The organism is Gilliamella sp. Nev6-6 (assembly GCF_001690605.1).
Taxonomy (GTDB): domain Bacteria; phylum Pseudomonadota; class Gammaproteobacteria; order Enterobacterales; family Orbaceae; genus Gilliamella; species Gilliamella apicola_C.
In genome coordinates, this window is record NZ_LZHP01000010.1 from 23,925 (window position 1) to 40,530 (window position 16,606).

At 35.3% G+C, this 16,606-nt stretch carries 14 protein-coding genes, 1 tRNA gene, 1 other RNA gene and 1 pseudogene; 3 read left to right on the top strand and 14 right to left on the bottom strand.

The genetic code is table 11. The annotated features are described in order from the left end of the window. Nucleotides 1-326: 326 nt before the first annotated feature. The 13 genes from A9G42_RS00955 to A9G42_RS01010 all read right to left on the bottom strand — a co-directional run bounded on the left by A9G42_RS00955 (nucleotide 327) and on the right by A9G42_RS01010 (nucleotide 13,621). Nucleotides 327-2,093: a DEAD/DEAH family ATP-dependent RNA helicase gene (locus A9G42_RS00955; RefSeq protein ID WP_082211739.1), complete on the bottom strand. Its 1,767-nt coding sequence runs from the start codon at nucleotides 2,091-2,093 to the stop codon at nucleotides 327-329. A gap of 354 nt (nucleotides 2,094-2,447) precedes the next feature. After that, nucleotides 2,448-3,302, bottom strand: coding sequence for a lipoprotein NlpI (gene nlpI, locus A9G42_RS00960; protein WP_065652371.1), 855 nt, complete (start codon nucleotides 3,300-3,302; stop codon nucleotides 2,448-2,450). A 26-nt stretch (nucleotides 3,303-3,328) separates the two neighbouring features. Next, nucleotides 3,329-5,443 (bottom strand): polyribonucleotide nucleotidyltransferase, encoded by a 2,115-nt coding sequence (gene pnp, locus A9G42_RS00965; RefSeq protein ID WP_065652372.1) that lies wholly within the window; start codon nucleotides 5,441-5,443, stop codon nucleotides 3,329-3,331. 313 nt (nucleotides 5,444-5,756) lie between these two features. Continuing rightward, a complete protein-coding gene (gene rpsO, locus A9G42_RS00970) occupies nucleotides 5,757-6,026 on the bottom strand; it encodes a 30S ribosomal protein S15 (protein WP_065567223.1) in 270 nt (89 codons plus the stop codon). Between the two features lie 162 nt (nucleotides 6,027-6,188). Continuing rightward, entirely contained in the window at nucleotides 6,189-7,112 is a 924-nt protein-coding gene (locus A9G42_RS00975; RefSeq protein WP_065567224.1) for a LysR family transcriptional regulator, read from the bottom strand. A 257-nt stretch (nucleotides 7,113-7,369) separates the two neighbouring features. Beyond that, nucleotides 7,370-8,140, bottom strand: coding sequence for a TSUP family transporter (locus A9G42_RS00980; RefSeq protein WP_065588590.1), 771 nt, complete (start codon nucleotides 8,138-8,140; stop codon nucleotides 7,370-7,372). Continuing rightward, a complete protein-coding gene (aroC, locus tag A9G42_RS00985) occupies nucleotides 8,137-9,210 on the bottom strand; it encodes a chorismate synthase (protein ID WP_065588591.1) in 1,074 nt (357 codons plus the stop codon). The genes A9G42_RS00980 and aroC overlap by 4 nt, the downstream gene beginning before the upstream one ends. A gap of 30 nt (nucleotides 9,211-9,240) precedes the next feature. Beyond that, on the bottom strand, nucleotides 9,241-10,134 hold the full coding sequence (gene prmB / locus A9G42_RS00990) for a 50S ribosomal protein L3 N(5)-glutamine methyltransferase (protein WP_065588592.1): 894 nt from the start codon (nucleotides 10,132-10,134) through the stop codon (nucleotides 9,241-9,243). Between the two features lie 146 nt (nucleotides 10,135-10,280). Beyond that, a tRNA-Ser gene (locus tag A9G42_RS00995) sits at nucleotides 10,281-10,368 on the bottom strand. A 73-nt stretch (nucleotides 10,369-10,441) separates the two neighbouring features. After that, nucleotides 10,442-10,531 carry a cytochrome bd-I oxidase subunit CydH gene (gene cydH, locus A9G42_RS14595; protein ID WP_141672040.1) on the bottom strand — a complete coding sequence of 30 codons (90 nt, stop codon included), beginning with the start codon at nucleotides 10,529-10,531 and terminating at the stop codon, nucleotides 10,442-10,444. 25 nt (nucleotides 10,532-10,556) lie between these two features. Beyond that, the gene (prc, locus tag A9G42_RS01000; protein WP_065652373.1) at nucleotides 10,557-12,638 is read right to left on the bottom strand and encodes a carboxy terminal-processing peptidase; all 2,082 of its coding nucleotides are present in this window, start codon (nucleotides 12,636-12,638) and stop codon (nucleotides 10,557-10,559) included. Nucleotides 12,639-12,647: 9 nt separating this feature from the next. Further along, complete coding sequence (gene proQ, locus A9G42_RS01005; protein WP_065652374.1) at nucleotides 12,648-13,196, bottom strand: RNA chaperone ProQ; 549 nt, start codon at nucleotides 13,194-13,196, stop codon at nucleotides 12,648-12,650. 68 nt (nucleotides 13,197-13,264) lie between these two features. Next, complete coding sequence (locus tag A9G42_RS01010) at nucleotides 13,265-13,621, bottom strand: DNA-binding protein (protein WP_065567230.1); 357 nt, start codon at nucleotides 13,619-13,621, stop codon at nucleotides 13,265-13,267. A 177-nt stretch (nucleotides 13,622-13,798) separates the two neighbouring features. On the opposite strand from A9G42_RS01010, the gene A9G42_RS01015 reads away from it, so the two are divergent. The 3 genes and pseudogenes from A9G42_RS01015 to A9G42_RS14200 form a co-directional block, all read left to right on the top strand. Beyond that, entirely contained in the window at nucleotides 13,799-14,062 is a 264-nt protein-coding gene (locus tag A9G42_RS01015; protein ID WP_065567231.1) for a helix-turn-helix domain-containing protein, read from the top strand. A gap of 224 nt (nucleotides 14,063-14,286) precedes the next feature. Next, on the top strand, nucleotides 14,287-14,649 hold the full coding sequence (gene bamE, locus A9G42_RS01020; RefSeq protein ID WP_065652375.1) for an outer membrane protein assembly factor BamE domain-containing protein: 363 nt from the start codon (nucleotides 14,287-14,289) through the stop codon (nucleotides 14,647-14,649). An 84-nt stretch (nucleotides 14,650-14,733) separates the two neighbouring features. Further along, nucleotides 14,734-14,874, top strand: a pseudogene (locus A9G42_RS14200) (IS256 family transposase); the annotation flags it as partial. A gap of 1,097 nt (nucleotides 14,875-15,971) precedes the next feature. Here the strand turns inward: A9G42_RS14200 and ssrA are convergent. After that, nucleotides 15,972-16,336, bottom strand: a transfer-messenger RNA (tmRNA) gene (gene ssrA / locus A9G42_RS01025). Nucleotides 16,337-16,606 lie beyond the last annotated feature (270 nt).

The window sequence follows — 16,606 nt, forward strand, 5'->3', positions numbered from 1 at the left end:
TATACCTCTGTTTACCGTTTAATATTAGCAACAGTATACTCTCAATCCTAACTTAGGGCAAAACACTAACATTGTTTTATTTTAGTTTATTTCTCAGAAAAATTTATGGCTAATTCATTATGTCTATATTACTTATTTGCAATAACTAGGCCGCTAACCATACTTACCTCGTATTGATTAACTTTTGAAGTTATATCATTAATTTTCTAACTCAATCTTGCATGGCCTCAATATTGCATGGCATATAGGGCGAACTACTTTGCTAGTAGTTGTTCAAAATGAGAGGAGATAAATTTACCTCTGCCAGATGGCAGAGGTTAACATCATTAAAATTTAGGTGCTGAAGGGCGACCACGCTTTTTTGCAAATCCTTTATCAGATATATCAGATTTGCCACTTTTACGGCCTCGCTTTGCTTCAGCCGTTGTGCCAGTACATAGGCTCATTTTCATTGGTTGATTAAGAACTCTTACTTTTTCAAAATGTTTCAACATGTCTTTCGGCATGCCTTTTGGTAATTCAACAGTTGAATAAGTATCATAAAGTTTAATATTACCAATGTACCGACTACTAATATCAGCTTCATTGGCAATTGCTCCAACAATATGACGAACTTCAATACCGTTTTCTTTACCCACTTCAATGCGGTACATATCCATATCGCCAACATCTCGGCGCTCTCGACGTTTGGGTGATTCACGGTTATCACCACGCAACCGGCGCTCGCCTCCTCGGCTATCACGATCTCGCATTTCTCGTGCAGGTTTAAATACTGGATCTGGTGGTAAAATTAGTGGGCGTTCACCTTGCGCTAATTTTAATAAAGCAGTTGCAATTGTTTCTAAATCAGCTCCGCTATCAGATTGTATTTGTGCTAATAGATTTTGGTATTGATCTAAATCGCTACTTTCAAGTTGTGTTCGGACTTGCTCAGTAAATTTAACTAAACGACGTTTTTCGAGTAGCTCTTTAGATGGTAATCCAACTTCTGGAATCGGTTTTTTAATAGTTTGTTCGATATTCTTAAGTAAACGACGTTCACGGCTATCAACAAATAAAATAGCTCGACCTGCTCGACCTGCTCGACCTGTTCGTCCAATACGGTGAACATAAGATTCAGAATCTAATGTGATATCATAATTGATAACTAAACTAATACGCTCAACATCTAACCCACGAGCAGCAACATCAGTTGCAATTAAAATATCAAGCCGACCTTTACGTAAGCGATCTAAGGTCTGTTCTCGTAATTGTTGTGTCATATCGCCATTTAAAGCAGCGCAACTATAACCATTTTTTTCAAGCACATCAGCTACATCTAAAGTGGCTGATTTTGTTCGAACAAATATGATAGCGGCATCAAAATCTTCTGCTTCTAAGAAGCGAACAATCGCTTCGTTTTTACGCATACCACGAACAAGCCAATAACTTTGATCAATATCAGGTGCTGTTTGATTAGTCCCTTTAATTTGAACTTCCTTTGGATTATGCATAAATCGTTTAGTAATACGACGAATTGGTGCTGGCATTGTTGCCGAAAATAATGCTGTTTGATGATCTTCTGGGATCGTTGCCATGATGCTTTCTACATCATCAATAAATCCCATTCTTAGCATTTCATCTGCTTCATCAAGTACTAAACCTTTTAGATTGGAAAGATCCAATGTTTTGCGATTTAAATGATCGAGTAAACGTCCTGGTGTACCAACCACAATTTGTGGACCTTGTTTTAAGGCACGTAACTGGACGTCGTAGCGTTGCCCACCATATAAAGCAAGAACTTTTACTCCTTTCATATATTTTGAATATTCAGAGCAAGCATCAGCAACTTGTATTGCTAATTCTCGCGTTGGTGCTAAAACTAAAAGTTGTGGTGCTTTTAAATTTGCATCAATATTCATTAAAAAAGGAATTGAAAACGCAGCTGTTTTACCGCTACCTGTTTGTGCCATACCCAATACATCATTACCATCTAATAATAGAGGAATACACTCAGATTGGATAGGTGATGGTTTGCTAAAACCAAGATCATTTAAGGCGTTAAGGATATCCTCGGATAAACCAAGGTCAATAAAAGAAACTTCTTTTGTCATGTAAACTCGCTTATAAATTTTGAATATATAAACTTATTTATTTCGTTGGCAAAGATATTAATATTTATGAATAAACATCAATAGTTAATTATCTTATTTTGCCAAGCAAATAAACAAAGCAAATATAAATTTATGCCAGCTCACTAAATTGAAAATTTACAACTAACCCCAATAACTAACTGCCGATATCGACTTAACAACGATTCGATATAAAACAAAATAGATTTAAAACTAATTAACGTTTATATAATCGAAAATAAAGCTAACAGCATTATTAAATGTTAAGAATATATTACTGGCAAATCAGAATACGCTATAACGACATTTTCACTTTTAAAACTGGCATGACCCTTGTTACTTTTCTTCAAGTAACTTCATTTCATAGAGTGCCTGTTGATGTTCAACATAATTATAAATATTATTTGCTAAAGCATATTTAAATAACATTTTGGCACGCTCGTCGTCACCTTTACTTTGGTAATACTTACCTAAGTAAAAGTAGGCTTCACAAAGGCGTTCGGCTAACTGCCGATTACTCTCAACGCCTTCTTGAAGGTTTTGCATTAATTTAGACTCACTTATTTTTCCTAAATAAAATGCAATAATATTACCACTGTAACTCGTTTTATCATTAATCAGCTCATAACGTTTTTGTAGCTCATTTTGAGCAGACTTATTGTCTGTTTCCTTTTCGATCAAATAAAGCCATAAAATCCTGATAGGTTCATTCACATCATATTGATAAAACTGCAATGCATCACGTTCTGCTGCTTGGTAATGCCCAGTGCGATACAAGGTAATTGCCCGATTTAAATAGGCATAAGCATAAGTAGGATCAAGCTCTAATGTAGTATTAAAGGACGTTAAAGCCTCATCAAAATTACCTTCTCGCAGAGCATAAGTTCCCAAAAAATTATAAACATCAGGAATTCCAGGGTTAAAATTTAACAAATAAGAAAAATCACTTTGTGCAAAAGCTTTAAACCCTAATGAATCGTAAACAATTCCACGCTGAAAAATGAGCTGCATACGCGTTGCAGTGTCAATATTTTTTTGAGATAACTGCTGGCTGATCTGAGCAATTTTTAACTCATCATCATAAGAAACTTGCTCAGGAACAGCCAGCAGGAGCTGAGAGTTAGAACAACCCGACAAAAGAATAACAGCCAGTAAAAAGCAGCATACAGTCCTCAGGTTGAATAATCTCACTTTTATCCCCCTAGTGAATAATATATTTATTCTGCGGTCGGAGCTACGTCTACTGCTGGCTCAACAGCATCTTTCATACTCAGACGGATTCTACCTTGGCGATCAATTTCAAGCACTTTGACATTGACTTCTTGACCTAATTTTAGATAATCAGCCACTTTTTCGACTCGATGATCAGCTATTTGGGAAACGTGGACTAGCCCTTCTTTTCCGCCGATAACAGATACAAAAGCGCCAAAGTCAACAATTCTAGTTACTTTTCCCGTATAAATTTTACCTATTTCAACATCAGCAACCAAGTTAGTAATGCGAGCCATAGCATCTTTAGCTTTATTTCCATCAGAGGCTGCAATCTTAACGGTACCATCGTCTGCAATTTCAATGGTTGTACCTGTCTCTTCGGTTAAAGCACGAATTGTTGCACCGCCTTTACCAATAATATCGCGGATCTTATCTGGATTAACATTCATCGTATAAATACGAGGAGCAAATTCAGAAATCTCTTGACGAGGTTGATTAATAGCTTGTTCCATTACACCTAAAATATGTAATCGAGCACCCTTAGCTTGATTTAATGCAACTTGCATAATTTCTTTAGTGATACCTTCAATCTTGATATCCATTTGAAGCGCACTCACACCGTCGCGAGTACCAGCTACTTTAAAGTCCATATCACCAAGATGATCTTCATCACCTAAAATATCAGATAACACAACAAACTGATCGCCTTCTTTCACTAGCCCCATTGCAATACCAGCAACAGAAGACTTAATCGGTACACCAGCATCCATAAGCGCAAGCGAAGCGCCACAAACCGAAGCCATTGAAGACGAACCATTTGACTCAGTGATTTCAGAAACCACACGCACAGTGTATGGGAATTCTTCCTTACTTGGCATTACCGCAGCCACACCACGTTTAGCTAAACGACCATGACCGATTTCTCGACGTTTTGGAGAGCCTACCATACCTGTTTCACCAACAGAATATGGAGGAAAGTTATAATGAAGTAAGAAGCGCTCAGTATATTCGCCTGTTAACTCATCTATGATTTGTGCATCACGTTCAGTACCTAAAGTCGCCGTAACTAATGCTTGCGTTTCACCACGCGTAAACAATGCGCTACCATGTGTTCTTGGTAAAACATTAGTACGAATATCAAGCGCACGAATCATATCTTTTTCACGACCATCAATACGTGGCTCACCGGCAATCACACGTTGACGAACAATTTGGCTTTCTAAATCGACAATAATATTAATCGCTTCGTTTTCATCAAGCTCTTCATTTTGTTCTTTTAACGTAGCTAACACTTCTTCTTTGATTAAATCAATTTGTGCATAACGCGCTTGTTTTTCGGTAATACGATAAGCTTCACCTAAACGCTCTTTAGCTAGCTCAACAATCGCATTATATAATGCTTCGTTTTTAGCTGGTGCTACCCAATCCCATTTTTCGCAATTGGCTTTTTTTACAAATTCATTAATATTGTCAATAACAACTTGTTGTTGTTCATGACCAAATACCACCGCTGCTAACATTTGATCTTCAGTAAGTAAATCAGCTTCAGATTCAACCATTAAGACTGCACTTTTAGTTCCAGCAACCACTAAATCTAAACGACTTTTAGCCAATTCTTTTACAGATGGATTTAAGACAAATTCATCATTAATAAAGCCTACACGTGCAGCACCAATAGGACCATGGAATGGCACACCTGATAAGCAAAGCGCAACAGAAGCACCAATCATAGCAACTAAGTCTGGGCTCACATCAGGATTTACTGAAACCACGGTCGCAATAATTTGGATTTCATTAACAAACCCTTCAGGGAATAATGGGCGAAGTGGACGGTCAATCAAACGTGCAATTAAGGTTTCACCTTCACTTGGACGACCTTCTCGTTTAAAAAAACCACCAGGAATACGCCCAGCTGCATAGGTACGTTCTTGGTAATTAACTGTTAGTGGGAAGAAGTCTTGACCTTCTTTCACTTTTTTATTGGCAACAACGGTAACAAATACGGCGGTATCATCCATATTCACCATAACAGCTGCCGTTGCTTGACGAGCCATAATACCAGTTTCTAAAGTTACTGTATGACGGCCATATTGAAATTTTTGAGAAGTCGGGTTAAACAAAATAATGTCCTCTTGTTATTTATTATGTTGAAGTTTGATATTTCGACTGGGAGTAACATTACACTACTCTTATTGATATTCTCTTCAACAATGTGGGGGATACTTTCAACAAAAAGATTATTTCACTGTCACGACTAATGACAAATCTATAAGTTATAAAGCTCTCATTAGTCGCGCGAAACATGAGACACAATCTTCACTTTGTTGAATTACATAAAATGTTAATTTTTATTTTCGTGCTCTACATTATATCAGAACGCTGTTTTTTCACAACGAAAAAGAGGCCTAAGCCTCTTTTCAAGTAGATTATGAATTAGCGACGTAAACCTAGTTTCTTAATCAATTGACTATAACGTTCAATATCTTTACGACGTAAATAATCTAATAATTTACGACGACTAGACACCATACGTAATAAACCACGACGACTATGATGATCTTTCTTGTGCTCAGAAAAATGACCTTGTAAATCATTGATACGTGCAGTCAAAAGAGCAACTTGAACTTCAGTTGAACCAGTGTCGTTAGTTCCTCGCCCATATTCGGCAACGATTTTCGCTTTAGCTTCTACAGTTAGAGACATAACAAACCTCTTAAAATCAAAATAAAATACGGAATGACCGATCTCTAATTCAGACATTCCTCGATATTCATATAGTAGCTATATTAGTAGCTATATGAATTACGCGCAATTATACTAGAATTTATTAAAATAGCAATTCGATTTATTCTTAATTTAACAACCTTATTTCAACTTAAAACCATATTCTTCTTGAATGAGTTTTTTAAGCGCTTCAATATAATTTTGCGCTGATATACTTAATTGCGCTTTTTGTGAGGTGATCCAGCCAATTAGGATTTTTTCTTCTACATCTAACGGTATTGATAAAATATCAGATCCATTTAAATCGGTACTTAACACCCCAGTGCTAATAGTATAACCATTAAGTCCATGCAATAGATTAAACAAAGTTGCCCTATCACTCACATGAATACTTTTTTTATGGTAAACCGTACTTAAAATCTCTTCTGAAAAATAAAATGAGTTATACTCACCTTGCTCAAAAGAGAGGTAAGGGTAATCTTCTAAATCATCTAACGTTAATGATTTCATTTCAGCTAATGGATGGTGAGTACTGATAAATACATGAGGATGCGCTTCGAAAAGTGGATAAAATGTTAATCGATGCTCTTTTAGTAAACGTAAAATGACCTTTTGATTGAAATCCGTTAGGTATAAAATGCCAACTTCACTGCGCAAATTGGCAACATCGGTGATAATATCATGGGTTTTTGTTTCTCTTAAAGTAAACTCGTACTCATCAGTATGGTTTTTTTTAATTAAATTAACAAAAGCATTCACCGCAAACGCATAATGCTGAGTAGATATGCTACATAATTGCTTAGAAGGCTCTTTTTTGGAATAGTGTTGTTCTAATAACTCGGCTTGATCTAATACTTGCTTAGCATATCCTAAAAACTCAACGCCATCTGGCGACAAAGAAACACCTTTAGAGCTACGCACAAAAATTTCAATGCCAAATTCAGTTTCTAAATCTTTCACTGCCGTTGATAAACTTGGCTGAGTAATATACAGATTCTTAGCCGCTTCATTAATTGAACCCGAACGAGCAATTTCTAAAATATAGCGTAATTGTTGAAGTTTCATAATGTTAGTTAACAGTGTTATCACAAACTATCTTAATTAATACAAATATATACTAAATAATATTTAAGTGAAGTGAATAATTGTTTCCACTTTTATACTGAAACATATAATTTTCTAAAATTTTTTAACAATAGCTTACTTGCGATTAGTCGAGAAAAATGAAAAGAGATGCGACTGACTGAACGATAAAATCGCTTTAGTTATATTAGCCAAAGCCACTAACGCACAATTAATATTAAAATAGAGCAAAGCGCTAATTATTTAACTGGAAATAAATTAAAAAAATTTTCATAAATCAATTTGATACTCATAAGAGTTGAAACGGTAATTAGCATGGGCCTGATTAATTTGCGACCTTTGGTAAGAGCCATCTTAGCGCCAATTCTAGCACCTATAAATTGACCGACTAGCATTACAAGCCCAAGCGACCATACCACTTCGCCACCGACAATAAAAAATAGCAAGCCAGCTAAATTTGAGGTAAAGTTTAGCACTTTGGTATGCGCGGTTGCTTTGGTTAAATTAAAGCCTGCCAATGTAATATAGGCTAAAGCATAAAACGAACCAGCACCAGGTCCAAAAAAACCATCATAAAACCCAATACCCAAAGCAGGAACAAAAGCAAATTGGATAAGTGTAAGTTGGCTTTTTCGATCGTTTTCACCAATGGTTGGAGATAGTAAAAAATAAAGCCCAACTCCGATGGTTAAAATAGGCAATAATAGTTTCAAAAAATCAACTTGGACATGCATCACTGATAATGAACCCATTGCAGAGCCAATAAAAGCAAAAGCAATTGCCCATTTTTGTTGTGTTAGATCCACCATGCGCTGACGAATAAAATATAAGCTAGCCGAAAATGATCCCCCACAACTTTGTAATTTATTTGTAGCCAATGCACTTGCAGGCGGTAAGCCAACTGCTAGTAAAGCTGGCACAGTTAATAAACCACCACCACCCGCAATTGAATCAATAAATCCCGCTAAAGTAGCAATGACAAACAGTAAGATAAGTAATTCATAGCTCATAGCTGATTTACATCGCTACATTGAGCTCGGTAACGTAAATAATGATCCATTAGCACAATAGCAACCATTGCTTCAGCTATGGGTACTGCACGTATTCCCACACAAGGATCATGTCGTCCATGGGTTGAAACTTCAACTTGTTCACCATAAATATTGATTGATTGACCAGCAATTTCAATACTTGGCGTCGGCTTTAAGGCTATACTTGCTAATATCGTTTGCCCTGAACTAATCCCCCCTAAAATACCGCCAGCATGGTTAGATAAAAAACCTTGCTTGGTTATTTCATCTCGATTTTCACTGCCTCGTTTATTAACAACTGCATAACCATCACCAATTTCAACGCCCTTCACTGCATTAATACTCATTAACGCATGTGCAAGTTCAGCATCTAATTTGTCAAATACGGGTTCACCAAGTCCTACTGGAGCATTTTCGGCAACAATACAAACTTTAGCGCCAATTGAGTCGCCTTCTTTTTTTAGCGCTCTAAGTAACTGATCAAGTTCTTTTAATTTACTTTCATCAGCGCAAAAAAATGGGTTTTGTTCAACTTGTTGCCAATCTTTTAATTCGCATTTTACATCGCCCATTTGAGCTAAATAACCACGAATAGTTACGCCAAGCTTTTCTTGTAGATACTTTTTAGCAATAGCGCCTGCAGCAACCCGCATGGCTGTTTCACGGGCAGAAGAGCGACCTCCACCACGATAATCGCGTATACCATATTTATTTTGATAGGTATAGTCAGCATGACTTGGTCTAAATACATCTTTTATTTTGCTATAATCTTGGGAGCGTTGATCAGTATTTTCAATAAGCAAACCAATACTTGTGCCTGTTGTAACACCCTCAAACACGCCTGATAAAATCTTGACTTGATCTGCTTCACGGCGTTGAGTGGTATAACGAGATGAGCCAGGTCGACGACGGTCAAGATCATATTGCATATCCGATTCAGTTAAAGCAAGTCCAGGAGGAACACCGTCAACAACGCATCCTAATGCGATGCCATGCGATTCTCCAAATGTGGTCACTTTAAATAATTTTCCAATTGAGTTTCCTGCCATAATAAATTTATTCCAATTATTAAAAACAGCTTATTTAAAACAGTAATGGTATTGAACCAGCGCTTCACGTGTGATTGAAAATACTCCCAGTCCACCATGCTTAGTTTCAATCCAATTAAAAGGTACATTGGGGTATTGTTGCTGTAGGCTAACCCAACTATTACCAACTTCACAGACTAATACACCCTCAGGTGTTAAATAATCTATCGCATCTCGTAAAATTCTTTTTACAAGATCTAAGCCATCAACGCCTGCCTCTAATGCTAATTTAGGTTCATATAAAAATTCGTCAGGCAAATCACTCATATCTTCACTATCAACGTAAGGTGGATTTGTGACAATTAGGTCATATTGTTTTACAGGCACATCATTAAATAGATCTGACAAAATAGGCGTAACTCGAAAATCCATTTCGTGCATTTCAATATTTGTTTGTGCAATATCTAATGCTTCTAATGAAATATCGGTGATATCAACTTGAGCATCGGTAAACTCATAAGCACAAGCAATGCCAATACAACCACTGCCCGCGCATAAATCTAAGATATTTTTAGGTTCAGCGGATATTATCTGTTTAAAATGGTTATCAATTAATTCACCAATAGGAGAACGAGGAATTAATACCCGTTCATCAACATAAAAAGCGTGCCCACAAAACCAAGCTTGATTAGTTAAATAAGGCGTTGGCACACGATCTTTAATGCGTTTATGAATAATCTCCAACAGTTGATTTTTTTCTTCATCGGTCAGATTTGCGGAATAAAATTCTGCAGGGACAAATAACGATAATCCTAATGTTGCCAAAATTAATTGTTTAGACTCATCAATAGGATTATCCGTACCGTGCCCTAAAAAGACATCTGATAGGCTAAGTTGTGATGCCGTCCAGCGTATAAAATCCTGAACTGTGCGTAAATTTTCCATAGTAGCTCCAAATAATCTAGGAGAGGAAGGTATTATTTGTTATTGTAGCTAGCGACCCTCAATAAAGAGAATTTGTTAAAGCAAACTTAACGATTACTTCTAACAATAATGTTGAACTAAGTGTTCTATTCTTCAATAACAAAATATGGCGGTGAGGAAGGGATTCGAACCCTTGATACGTTGCCGTATACACACTTTCCAGGCGTGCTCCTTCAACCACTCGGACACCTCACCTAACTGTTAGAGCCAGCTTTTTTTAAAGCAGGCTGCATACTATAATAATCACAAGATAATTAATCAAGCTTTTTTAATTCATACAAACAATAATACCAAATGTCGCTAGTACAGCTAGTATGCCAACTGTTGTGATCAATGCATATTTTAAATTTAAGCACATTATTATTACCTCCACTTATTTATTATTAGTTAGCCTTTTCGATCGGTGAATCAAACGAAATAATTTCGTTAATAGATTTATTGCTTTCAATTTTCGGATATTTAGGCACAAAATCAAGCAGTATCTCGATAGATTCATCTAAGTAAGCATCAGGTTGTTTATAATCTTTGGGTAAATCGTCTAATTTATTAATTGATGGTAAACCAGCCTTCTTTAAACGCTCATTCATTCTTTTCAAATCGCGTTCATCATTTGTTTTTTGTTCTGCTTCTCGTTTATTTTTATTAAGCGAAACAATATATTGGCGATCTTTTTGATCATTGAACCTTTTAATATCTTCATCAATATAAATAAATTCAGGATTTTTTGAAATTCTAGCCAAGTGCAATGATTCAAGCTCAGGTAACAGTAACTTGATATTGGCAAGAGTCAAATAATTAGCTGACGGTATTTTATCCCAAGGTAACGCATTATCTAAGAATCGTTCACCTGTCTTATCAGCATACTTCATTTTATTCATTTCAATATCTGGTTCAACACCTTTTAATTGAGTGCTTCCACCATTAATACGATAAAACTTCTGAATAGTGTATTGAGCTCCTCCCAATTCAGGCCAATTCGGGTGTAATCTCGCATCAACTGGATAAGAAATGTTACGAGATGTTTGTACAGTTCCTTTCCCATAAGTTGTTTCGCCAACAATTAATGCACGTCCATAATCTTGCATAGCTGCAGAAAATATCTCTGAAGCAGATGCACTATAGCGATTAATCATGACAACAAGCGGCCCACTATACTCAATGCCTTTATTCTTGTCATCGTAAGTGATGACTTTTTGTAAATTATCACGAACCTGAACAACTGGTCCCCTATCAATAAATAAACCAGTCAAATTAATAACTTCGGTTAATGAACCGCCGCCATTATCACGTAAATCAATGACTAGACCTTGCAAATTTTCTTCATTTGCTTTCGATAAAAGAGATTCCACTTTTTCGGTTAATCCCATGTAGAAACTCGGTATTTCAATAACCCCTACTTTACCGCGCTGATTATCAATGATCTTCAATTTCGCTTCACGATCTTCAAAATGAATTTTATCACGAGTAAGCTCAATGACTTTGGCCTTACTATTGTTACCTGCTGGTAAAATTTCTAACTTAACTATAGTCCCTTTTGGTCCACGAATTTTATCGACAATATCATCTAAACGCCAACCAATAACATCTTCTATTGCAGAACGGCTTTGACCTACACCAATAATTTTATCGCCTACAGAAAGTAGCTTACTTTTTTCTGCAGGTCCACCTGTTACAAAAGACATAATTACTGTATAGTCATCTTGCTGGCTTAACGTTGCGCCAATACCTTCAAATGATAAACTCATTTCAGAGTCAAAATCTCGTTTTTTACGCGGTGCCAAGTAGCTAGTATGGGGATCGATTTCTCTTGCAAATGCATTCATAAAAATCTGAAAAGCATCTTCATTATTTGATTGAACTATCGTCTTTAAAACACGATTATAACGTTTAGTCAAAACTTCGCGGATCTCTTTCTCATTTTTTCCTGATAAGGATAAACTTAATTCGTCATATTTAACACGCTTATTCCAATAAGTATTAAGTTCAGCTTCAGAAGTTGGCCAAGCAATGTCTTCACGATTAAAATCAACTTCATCATTGGTAGAAAAATCCATTGGGCGTTGTAAAACTTCAAGTGCATATTGATAACGGCTATAACGTTTTTGTAAAAAAAGATTATAAATGTCATAAGCTGTTTTTAAATTGCCATCAATTAATTCTTGCCCTAAAGATTCTTGCCTATTTCGAAAGCTATCAACATCGCTTTGTATAAATATAAACTTATTGCCATCTAATAATTTAAAATAGCGGTCAAAAATCTGAGCAGAAAAAGCACCATCTAAAGCAAAATTACGATAATGTGATTGAGTAAAAAAATTAGTTACACGTTTAGCAACAACTTGGTGGATCTCATCTTGCTTCAAAACTGGAATTTGCTCTTTATTTTGTGGTTTTGCCTGAACATTTTGACCAGCAACACTCAAAATAAGACCAAGAGCAATGATACCTTTCAGTAATTTATTCATTCAAATTCTCTACTTATTGATAATATGTTCAGGTTTAACCGTTAATTCCATACCTGCCCCAATCTTTACTTTAATCTGCTCTTTTTCAATATTAATTATTTGCGCTTTTATAGGTTTTTTACCTATTAAAACTCTAATAAAATCACCATTTTTTAGAATTTTAGTTTTTTTAGAGGGAGCATGAGTAGTTTTACGTTTTTCTTTTGCTTGTTCTTTAAAACGCTCTTTAGCCTTTTCCTTACTCTCTTTCAACTGTTGTTGAGCATGTTCCATCTGTTCTTGGTTAATCGCCTCACTTGGGTTTCCATCTAAATCAACGCGATTAACCCCTTCTTTTATACTGTATAAGTAACGCCAACTCATTGTGTATGCTCTCAGTGCAGCACGTAACTTAGTTTTACTTAGCGCTTCATTCTCGTTTAAACGAGAAAGTATATCTTGAAAAATTCCAATCTTTAATGGTTTTGCTTCACCTTCAAGGGTAAAACAATTAGGAAATTGTTGAGATAAATAAACAATAATTTCTTTACTATTTGTTAATTGAAACTGACTTTCCATTGGTTATTCCATAGCAATTAAATTGAACTCTACATAGGTTAAAGTATATCGCAGCTTACACAATAACACTAATTATCTTTTTTCTGTTTGTTAATAAAAGTAATAAATTCTTTAATACCATTTCGCATCAACCATGAAGCAACAATAGATTGCTCATCAACGGATAACTGTTCAAACGCAGTCATCCATAGTTGTAAAGGCTCGATCGGCGAAACGACATAACTAGCACTTTCTTCTTCAATATATAACGCTTTTTTAACATTAAGCGGTAAACTACCTATATGATATTCTACAGCCTTACCGCGAACACCAACTCTTTTTCGGGCTGTCCAATTTTCAGCTCTCGCTTTTCGATTAACCCCTTGTATCGTTGATGGCATCCCTGCAATATTTGATAGCTCTTTTGATGAGAACCACTCTTTCATTTTTACTATCCCATTTTAACAAAATAAGAAAAAGTTATAGAAATTAAAGAAACTTTGATACAATAAATAAGAAATAAAAATTATTATTAGCTAAAGTCCAATTATAAACTTACACGTTTTAGTAACATAAGAGCATAACATAGATATACAAGGTTATAAACTAAGAGGAAATAAAAAATGAAAATAAAGTCTAATGATTGGCATCCTGCAGACATTATTGCCGCCCTAAAAAAGAAAGGTACAACACTTGCAAATCTATCACGCCAATCCGGTTTAAGCTCATCAACGCTTAGCAATGCGTTAGTTCGCCCATGGACAAAAGGGGAGGTTATTATTGCTAAAGAATTAAATTTAGAACCTCACCAAATTTGGCCTAGCCGTTATATCGATCGAAAAACTAAGCAGCCAATAAAGCGAGTGTTGCGACAGAGTAAGGAATAAACTTTCAACTAAATCATAATAAAAAATGAACATAAAAACACCATTAAGAAAAAATATGGAAACATAAAGAAACAAAAATAACTGTTTCCATATTTTTATTATTAACAGCCTATTCTAATTTAAATATTATTTGTCAATAATAAAAAATACAAGCTCACCTTGAACGTTGCCCAACATGTGCTATTATTGGCAAACATCAAGGTATTAACATTAAACAACGATACATGAAAAATTTAAAAAAGTTTCTTATTGCATTCCTATCGATCATAATTTTATCAAGTTGCTCAAAAAAGAATTTTTTAGAACAAGGAACCACATTAAATAAAGAAAAAGTGAGTAAAATAGTCGAAGGATCAACAACTGAATCACAAATGATTAAACTATTTGGTGAGCCAACAATTCGAAAAGAGATTAATTCAAATGAAATACAATGGACATATCAATATGTCAAAAAAAGTTCAACCAGTCATATGCTTATCGGTGAAACCCAATACGATATTGTTGAAGGAACTCTTGATGTTATCGTGTCAAAAGGCTTAGTCATTTGGTTTAATTATAATGAAGAACACAAACAGAAAAAATGGTAATTAAAAGACAATCTAATCCTAGATTTACCCCTATAAATAATTTTGTGTATTTGCTTACTTTTAATACCTTGTAATATAAAATAAAATGGGAATTATCACAGCAAGGCTGTTTATACCCTACTCACCCTGAATTTAGCAGCGAAAAAGAAAGCATTAGGTTTATATTTATCTGAAAACGAAAGGGTGCATTTTTGGTTATCTATTTTGACCGATTTGCAAAACAAATGAAAATAGTTTGCTCAAGCTGTGGTATTTGAGGTGGCAAAATGCAAGAAAATACGGGCAATACTAACCCAAAATTTGAATTTAGCATTGTCACAGTTGATGATATTTTTCTCTAATCGTCTTGATAAGGTACTCTCTTTGTGAATTAAACTGACACAAAATTATGAACAATCTCCACTCGTTCTATTGATTGCCAATGCAAAAACATCATATTGATTTAATCATTTTCAGCGTAAATCTCTATAATCAACTGTTATTTAACTTAGTCTTACTGTCGCATGATCCTCGCCAAAACATTAGATAGACTTTTAATCAAAGAATTAATATCATTACCCACCACCATAAAAAACTTAAATAAAATCAATTAGTTTTCTGACTGATTTTTATCATGCCGATTTATCCTTCTTACTGTCTCATCGCAGCCTTAGTCCCTGATATCATGGACTAAGCTTGGCGCGCTTAAACATGCATTAAATAAAGCGTAATCAACCGCCTATTGTTTGAATGCTATATTAAATTTTTACTTATATTGATTTAACATAGATATTGAGCAGATAATATACAGTGTATAACCATAAGGATAAGTAATGCAGAGTATTTATCGGCAAATTCGGAGGTATAAATCATATTGTATGCTTATTCGTTTTCTTGCTGAAAATTCAATATTGTTAAGTTTAAGCTACCGTATCACTACTAAGGTTTACCTCTGAACCTCGCTTACTGTAATGAAACCTAAAGATAACTTTCAAAGCTAATTAATGCGCCTTTTTGGGGATACAGATACGTATACTTATAAACGCCTGGTTTTAGAATTATTCAATTTAACCAAGAGATATATACTACCAACATCAAATAAAGAGTAATTTTTATCTCTTGGCTTGATGGCTTTTATTTAAGTGTCTGTTAATGGATGTTTTTTCTAACCATAATTATTTTAGGTATACGAGATATAGATATATTGCGTCCGTATACCTAAAAATTTTGGTTGTGAATGTACCTTAATGATACTTGCAGGGTAATAAAATTGCTTTTAAGACCTGTTGTTACTAGGTTTGGCAGGCTTTAAGCGCTTTAAAGAATGTTACTGTTTATTGAATTGGTGGAGCTGGCGGGAGTTGAACCCGCGTCCGAAATTTCTACATCCTTGGTACTACATGCGTAGTTTGTTTTTAAATTTCATCAACCCGCTGCGAACAAACACGCTACTGATTGACTAGCTTGATTAAGTTTAATGCTTCCGCCCCAAGCAAGGCTTCCACACGATCTCGTTTAGGTTTGACTCCTCTTGGTCCCCGTCCTACGAGCGGAGGCTAGGGAGAGAAGGCTCTATGCAGGTTATTAAGCTGCTAGTGCGTAGTTTTCGTCGTTTGCGACTATTTTTTTGCGGTTTATTTACGAGGCCTACCGCACCTCGGCATGCACCTTGGGTTTCGCAAATCCCGTCGAATCCAGAATCAGCCCCAAATGTGGTTAGTATAAATATAATATCTAGGCATTATAGGCGAATTCAAGTACGAATACAAGTTAGCTTGCTTTTAGGTTAATTTTGCGTTGCTGTATATCGTTATTTCTATAATTATATTAAGCATTTGTAGCATTCTTTTATAAAAAATCTTCAGGGAAATAGATGTTTTAGTATAAGAATAAATTTTATGAACGTTAAAAGTAAGAATATCAACCAATCAATTATGTAACAGCTTAATAAAATAAATGGGGAATATTGTGAATAATT